At 32.7% G+C, this 6,525-nt stretch carries 10 protein-coding genes; all 10 read left to right on the top strand.

The genetic code is table 11. The features are described from left to right. Positions 1-255 precede the first annotated feature (255 nt). Positions 256-654 (top strand): hypothetical protein, encoded by a 399-nt coding sequence (locus tag ACJMML_RS01785; RefSeq protein WP_405305689.1) that lies wholly within the window; start codon positions 256-258, stop codon positions 652-654. Between the two features lie 246 nt (positions 655-900). Continuing rightward, positions 901-1,527 (top strand): hypothetical protein, encoded by a 627-nt coding sequence (locus tag ACJMML_RS01780; protein WP_405305688.1) that lies wholly within the window; start codon positions 901-903, stop codon positions 1,525-1,527. A gap of 135 nt (positions 1,528-1,662) precedes the next feature. After that, positions 1,663-2,478, top strand: coding sequence for a hypothetical protein (locus ACJMML_RS01775; protein WP_405305687.1), 816 nt, complete (start codon positions 1,663-1,665; stop codon positions 2,476-2,478). 8 nt (positions 2,479-2,486) lie between these two features. Next, complete coding sequence (locus ACJMML_RS01770; RefSeq protein WP_405305686.1) at positions 2,487-2,714, top strand: hypothetical protein; 228 nt, start codon at positions 2,487-2,489, stop codon at positions 2,712-2,714. Between the two features lie 94 nt (positions 2,715-2,808). Next, positions 2,809-3,432 carry a stage II sporulation protein M gene (locus tag ACJMML_RS01765; protein WP_292747833.1) on the top strand — a complete coding sequence of 208 codons (624 nt, stop codon included), beginning with the start codon at positions 2,809-2,811 and terminating at the stop codon, positions 3,430-3,432. A 159-nt stretch (positions 3,433-3,591) separates the two neighbouring features. Continuing rightward, positions 3,592-4,287 carry a CPBP family intramembrane glutamic endopeptidase gene (locus tag ACJMML_RS01760; RefSeq protein ID WP_292747835.1) on the top strand — a complete coding sequence of 232 codons (696 nt, stop codon included), beginning with the start codon at positions 3,592-3,594 and terminating at the stop codon, positions 4,285-4,287. A gap of 315 nt (positions 4,288-4,602) precedes the next feature. Beyond that, positions 4,603-4,800, top strand: a complete 198-nt coding sequence (locus tag ACJMML_RS01755; protein ID WP_116592752.1) for a hypothetical protein — start codon at positions 4,603-4,605, stop codon at positions 4,798-4,800. Between the two features lie 147 nt (positions 4,801-4,947). Beyond that, positions 4,948-5,196, top strand: coding sequence for a hypothetical protein (locus ACJMML_RS01750; protein ID WP_405305685.1), 249 nt, complete (start codon positions 4,948-4,950; stop codon positions 5,194-5,196). Between the two features lie 14 nt (positions 5,197-5,210). Then, a complete protein-coding gene (locus ACJMML_RS01745; protein ID WP_295114564.1) occupies positions 5,211-6,020 on the top strand; it encodes a hypothetical protein in 810 nt (269 codons plus the stop codon). Then, positions 6,013-6,525: terminase large subunit domain-containing protein (locus tag ACJMML_RS01740; RefSeq protein ID WP_405305684.1), on the top strand; the 513-nt coding region annotated here is incomplete at its 3' end. The genes ACJMML_RS01745 and ACJMML_RS01740, both read left to right, overlap by 8 nt.

The raw sequence follows: 6,525 nt of genomic DNA, 5'->3' as shown, positions 1-6,525 counted from the left end.
AAAGGTAATTTCAGAGCATGAGCCATAATTTAACTCCTAAATATATTGGCCCTTTCGTTAGGGATGCGTGTAGGGATAAAAGAATATAAAAATCTCAATGGTTGATTTGGTGAAGTTTTAATTGCTTTTTCTTCACTAACATCTTCTGCTAAAGAGTTTTTTACTCCAAATCCGTGATAAAGCTGGGACTGACCCTTCTCCCAGCTTTACCTATATATTTGAGGAGTAGTTATATTATATAATAGGGGCTATAAAATGAAGTTAATTCTAGATAGTGAAAATTCACATCCAGCAACAATAACTGTTAAAGGAAAGCAAATAACATTGCTGTTAATTGAATCCAGCATATTGATTGACAGTTCCCAAATAGCTAAGATATTTGACAAAAAAGAAAAGACTGTATCCACTAAAGTTCAGAAATCCAAGCTGGAGAAATACGAAACAGATAATGTGAAGATATTAAAGAATTATGGATTGATGAATCCAGATGCAGTTAAACCAAGACCATTCTATGATTTAAGATTAATGCTGGAAGGACCGGCTTATTACTACTTCAAAAAAGAAGATGAAGTTGATTTGATTGATGTTATTGTTAGAGTAGCTATTGGAAAACACCGTGAGTGGATCCATAACAGAGATATTGGTAAGTTCTAGTAATGAAAATCCAATCGTTAATGTTAATCTGTTAATCAACTATATAATACTTATTTTTTCTATATATACCTATTGCGACTCGTTTTGCTCGTCGCAACCTGTCCAACAAAGTTGGACAACTTATTTTCTTTTTTAAAAATTTCATCAATATATTTATATACTTTCAAAAACATAATTATATGTAAGTACATTTAAATGTAATTACATTTTATTGTGAATACATTAATTTATTGAAGGAGGTTTAATATGACATCTGATAAACCTAAACCTAAAAAAAGTGCAAAACAAGTGATGAAAGAAGTAAATCAGAAAATGGCAGAAGTTGAAGTACGTGATAAATTAGATAAGTTTGATAAATTAATTGAAAAGCAAAAACAAAGAGAAGAAGAAATGAAACAAGTGCGTGAAGATTTCATAAACGAAGTTGAAACTCCTAAAAAACAAATAACTGTCAAGTTATTCCCAAATACTCATAAGACATTGAAAGTAATAGCTACTGCAAAAGATACAACATTAGAAACAATAGCCACTTCAATTTTAGAAGATAGGATTGAGGGATTGGACATTGTTGAATTTGTATCAGAAGCATTTAAATCTGGTAATGATGGATTTGATTGGTTACAGAGGATTGACATTGACAATTCCGCATATGATGTTAATGATAAGCTATTGAATAAAGGAAATCCTAGAAAAAGAATTAATGTTAAAGTAAATCCTGAAACTCACAAGAAGTTAAGGGTGGTTTCAGCTATTCAGGAAAGATCTCTTGACCAGATTGTCGGCTCCATTATTGAATATGAAGTCGGCGAAGAAAATAATATTGACACCGTTAAATTGATGAATGAAATACTAGAATCAATAGATAAAGAATAAAAAGTGTTATTGTTGGACTTGAAGACTTACTCTGTATAATTGTATTATTTTTCCACCCCTTTTACTTTAGGTTCAACATATTCTTTATCTTTACCATACATAAATTTATTATCTTATTTATATAAATAATATAATATGTCAGATAATAAAGATAGTATAAGCTGGACACAGTTCTCACAAGCAATGAATTCAATTGCTTATTGGCTACTCCAGAACAAAAAGAAATACCAAAAACGTGACTATTACCAAATATTAACCTTAAAAGGTAACTGTAAGGATGTTGAAAAGAAAGCAAAGAAGTTAGGTACAGACAAGTTAGTAGCTATGTACACAATGGCGTTAATCAAAGACAACAAGTCTTTAGACTTCCTTCCAAACTATGTAACATTAAAGAACGGTCTTCAAATCGATAAGGCAGAATATGTGGACATGGCCATAAGGACAGAAGCTTACATTAGAGCAAATAAAAGACTTCCAGCTATTGTATACAGAATGTCAACCCTTCCAGACTACAAAGATTCCACAATGAAGCTATTTACCAAAACATTCAACTTCAAGGGAAACACCATTGATGAGGCATTGGCCGTTATAGCTAAAAAGAAATTGTACAGCAAATACTTTGATTCACAGAAAACAGACAAGAAAACCATTAACGATGCTAATCAGGGTAAAGGTTCTAATTGTGTAGACTGGGGACAAGTCTATTACAGAATAGCTAAAAGTTTAGGATATGATGTGCAGTTTGTCCATGTTAAATGCCGTGTAAGCGGTACCGGCCATATCAGGTTAAGGCTAAGACATAAGAAACATACTGAAGGTAACTGGATTAACAGAGACCCTGCAGCAGTGGCCGACAGTACTGATGGTAATGTCAGATCCATCTGGTGCAGTGACGGAAACCTAATAGCATATGATCCAAGTTGGATATTCACAGATTTATACTCAAGTTAGGTGATAAAATGAATTGCGGAGAAATGATTGAAGAATTAAAGAAATTCCCAAAAGATAAACCGATAAAGATTATGGGATGGTACAGTATTGCAGAAACAGATGACTCTGAAGACATTAACAGTATATGTTATCTCCAAGAAGTTGACATTGACACATTAGAAGTCACAGGCAAAATAACCGACTTTGTAGCTATTGTCAGCGATAAGTATCATGAAATAGCAAGTGAATTTCCATAAATAACATTAACACCACCATCACCAATGAATAAATTCTTTTGTATATAAAAAATATGGAACATTTTATATAATAATATATATAATATATAGACTCATGAATATCAAAGAGCTGGTTGTCGAAACCTTAAAAGAAAACAAAAAATTGATAATAGGATTATATGCTTTATTTATTATAGTATTCATTGCCACATGGATTATGATGGCGCCTAAAGTGGCAAATATGCCCACTAATGCAACTGCAGTAAGTACACTTGGTCCAGATAGCAGTGCTTTGGAGCTATTTATCCACAATGAATCTTCAGGGCTTATGACATACATAGGATCAATATTCTTTGGAATTTTAGCAATTGTAATGATTATATACAATGGTTATAGCATAGGAATGATGGGACCACTCTTCGCTAAGATACTACCTCATGGAGGCATCATGTATATACTTTACCTGATTCCACATGGAATATTTGAAATAACAGGAACGGTTCTTGACTCTACAGCAGGTTTATTACTTTTCCTATTCATCTGGAGATTTATCAAGGCATTAAGAAGCAGTGACACCAACGGTGCTTCCGATGCATTTGAAAAGACAAAAAAGACATTAATCCAAAGTATAGTAATATTGGTTCTTGCATTTTGCCTGACACTTATTGCAGCACCAATCGAAGCACATCTTTCAACCAATATTGCACAATTTTTCATGCATCTTTTAGGATTATGGTAATATTAAAAAGATTATTGAATTTTATTTAAATTAGAGGGAGTTCAGCTCTCCCCATTTCATTATTTTAAAATTTATAAAAAAATATCAGGAAATTGGGTATCTTTTTTATGTGCTGATTTTGAAATGGATATTGAATTCAAACAATGGAGAATAAAAAAAATGAGTTCAGAATTTTTCAGATTTGAGGACACCGAATATGATATTCCATTTTATAAGGAAAATCCTTCGCTTACAACTTCAAAAATTTCGGTGTTGATTTTAGGAATCATAATAGTATTTATTTCGCCTTTTGTTATACCTATTGAAGGATATGATATACCTAAGGCATTGATAATCTGTCTTGCAACATTGATTCCAGTTACATATGCCTTAAACGGCAAACTCTCAATGATTTTTAGAATTCCTAAAGCAAGAGACATCATACCAATCATTTTAGGCATTATTGGAGTATTTGCTTTAAATATCTTAATGGGCATTATTTTAAACAGCATGGGCATAGTCAGTACAAATGATTCTGCAATTAATAATAATGCAACACTAATGTTCATTACACTGATTATACAATTGATGGGTGAGGAACTGTTTAAATTCATACTGCTGGTACTGGTCTTATATGCCACATACAAATCATTGGGCCGTAAAGTTGCAATTCTGCTTGGAATAGTAGTTTCACAGTTATTATTTTCATTGCTGCATATTCCAGCATACGGTTTTAATCTGCCCCAATTACTTCTGTCATTAGGTGTGGCATGGTCTGTCCTTCCAGTAATCTATGTAAAAACAAAAAATATTGTTGTAGTATACATTATCCATTTGCTTCTTGATTTAATGGGATTTGTGAGTATGTTTGGGTAAATTATTAAATTTTAATTGAAAAAACATTAACACCCACCATCACCTATTCAAAACTCACTTTCCGAAACCCCTTCATATATATCGCAGTTCAAAAATCACCTTCAAACCCGAGATGGCCGCCGTTAATGTCAATGTCATCTAATTTAATTGAATGAAAAAACATGGCTATTAATTTTATCAAGACTAATTTTCATTATTCCACAAACAACACAAACACGAAATATCACAAAATCATAACCTGAAATATAATGATAATTTTATATAATTGAAATAATAAAATATTATATTAATTATTATATACAGGTTGTAATAACTATGGCCAATATAAATAATACCTCATCCTACATGGATGAAGATAAAAAGCAAATTATCAAAGAGTCCAATTATACCTATAGAGATGCTCTTGAAGTTTCAGCTTTTCTCATTGAAACCGGAAGGTTCGAAAGATTCTATAAAGAAATGCAAATTGCAGACCTTCAAAAAGAACTTGATCAAATGGATAAAGAAGAATAGCTATTGACTTCAAAAAATATATCTCCAGGATATTGCTCTTAACAGAAACTATTTTTGATTGTCAAAGGTAATAATAAAATTTATTATTACTTTTATATATTTTTTCTAATAAACTTTTATATATAATACATAATAAATATATGTATTATGTTAACCGAAAAAACCAACATCAGCGCAAGAGTGGAAATAACACTCAAAAAAATAGTTGAAGATTCTTCTTTTACCCATAAAGATGCCTATGAGCTTGGAGCAAAACTAATAGCTATGGGCGAAGCAGAAAACACAATAATGGAAATAAACAATAACTCTGATTATGAAAGAATCATAAAACAAACTGAACATCGCTTGATTGAAGCAAGAAAGCTGGAGCTTGAAAGGGAATTAAGAGACTTATAGGAGGCACCATCACCATGGGCAGAGGAAATTCAGATGTAATTTACTTTTTGGAACAGCACGAACAGGAAATAATGAACTGCTGCAAAAAAGGAATGAGCAACAACGAAGTTAGGGAAATGCTAAAAACAAAATACGGCCGAGATGTTGCAGACATTACCTACAGGAAGTTCAAAGCAACATTGAACCTGAATAAAACTGATTTCATGGAAACATTGCTGGATGAAATAATAGCTATGAAAACATCTGGAGCAACAGACCAAAGCGTGAGAAGATGGCTTGCAGAAGAGCATGAATTCGAAGTAAGCAGGTCCACATTCTCCAGATTCAAAAAGAAATATCATCTTAATGATGAAGAGAAAGACCCAAGAGCAAGAGATAAGGAGGCATTAACGGATAGGGCCATCAGTCAAAGACAGATAACAAACACTAATGCTCATCAGGACAACATTGACATGGCTATTGATACCATACTTCAGCAGCAGGTCACAGACATCAAAACGGGACTCGACAATCTTGACAAGATTACCAAAAACGCTGTTGGTATTGAAATTGATTTTGCAAAACTGGATCAGGAAGTAAGATATCATGCAGGGGAAAAAAGCTTGGCAAGATATTTACTTGATCTGGCGGAATTAAAAATCAGATACCTTGAACTATCTGTTAAAGCATTTGACGCTAAAAACAAATTATTCAAAGATGAAATGGACAGACTATTCCAAAACAGAGTTTTAGAACTTGAAGACAAGAAAATTGAAATGTCTCAAAAGGACATCATGAATGAAATAGAAATACTTGCAAAGCAGATTGATGATAATAATGTATGATGAAAACGGGAAATTCCATTTAGATGCTAAAGACAAAGCTATTCTTCAGAAATGTGTATATGAAAACCCATATATACCATTCAATCCTTTTCCAAAACAGGCCGAGATGATATTGGCTACAGAAAAGGAAGTCTTGATTGGAGGCGCAGCTGGAGGAAGCAAATCAACAAGTCTGTTAATGAGAGCATTGTTCTATGTTGAGGATGATACCAACGAATATCATGCATTAATTCTGAGACGTACTTTATCTGACCTGAAGCGTAAAGGAGCTTTAATTCATAAAGCCAGTCAGTGGTTAAACAGAAAGGAAATTCAAAATAATTCAGCCATTAGGCCAAAGTGGGATGGAACTGAACATTCATGGACATTTCCAAACGGCAATTCATTAACATTCGGATATTTGCGTAACATTAACGATTTGGATACATATCAAGGTTCAGAATATCAATTTATCGGCATTGATGAGCTGACACAACTGGAAAGATTCAAATATATCTATATGAGG

It is taken from the genome of Methanobrevibacter sp., from assembly GCF_045130115.1.
GTDB lineage: Archaea > Methanobacteriota > Methanobacteria > Methanobacteriales > Methanobacteriaceae > Methanocatella.
Note: the sequence above shows the minus strand (reverse complement) of the source record. Positions and strands in the feature narration are given on the sequence as shown.

Coding starts and splice junctions, on each gene's coding strand:
- ACJMML_RS01755 (WP_116592752.1), top strand. CDS start 4,603: ATGGCCAATATAAATAATACCTCATCCTACATGGATGAAGATAAAAAG.
- ACJMML_RS01750 (WP_405305685.1), top strand. CDS start 4,948: ATGTTAACCGAAAAAACCAACATCAGCGCAAGAGTGGAAATAACACTC.
- ACJMML_RS01745 (WP_295114564.1), top strand. CDS start 5,211: ATGGGCAGAGGAAATTCAGATGTAATTTACTTTTTGGAACAGCACGAA.
- ACJMML_RS01785 (WP_405305689.1), top strand. CDS start 256: ATGAAGTTAATTCTAGATAGTGAAAATTCACATCCAGCAACAATAACT.
- ACJMML_RS01765 (WP_292747833.1), top strand. CDS start 2,809: ATGAATATCAAAGAGCTGGTTGTCGAAACCTTAAAAGAAAACAAAAAA.
- ACJMML_RS01775 (WP_405305687.1), top strand. CDS start 1,663: ATGTCAGATAATAAAGATAGTATAAGCTGGACACAGTTCTCACAAGCA.
- ACJMML_RS01780 (WP_405305688.1), top strand. CDS start 901: ATGACATCTGATAAACCTAAACCTAAAAAAAGTGCAAAACAAGTGATG.
- ACJMML_RS01770 (WP_405305686.1), top strand. CDS start 2,487: ATGAATTGCGGAGAAATGATTGAAGAATTAAAGAAATTCCCAAAAGAT.
- ACJMML_RS01760 (WP_292747835.1), top strand. CDS start 3,592: ATGAGTTCAGAATTTTTCAGATTTGAGGACACCGAATATGATATTCCA.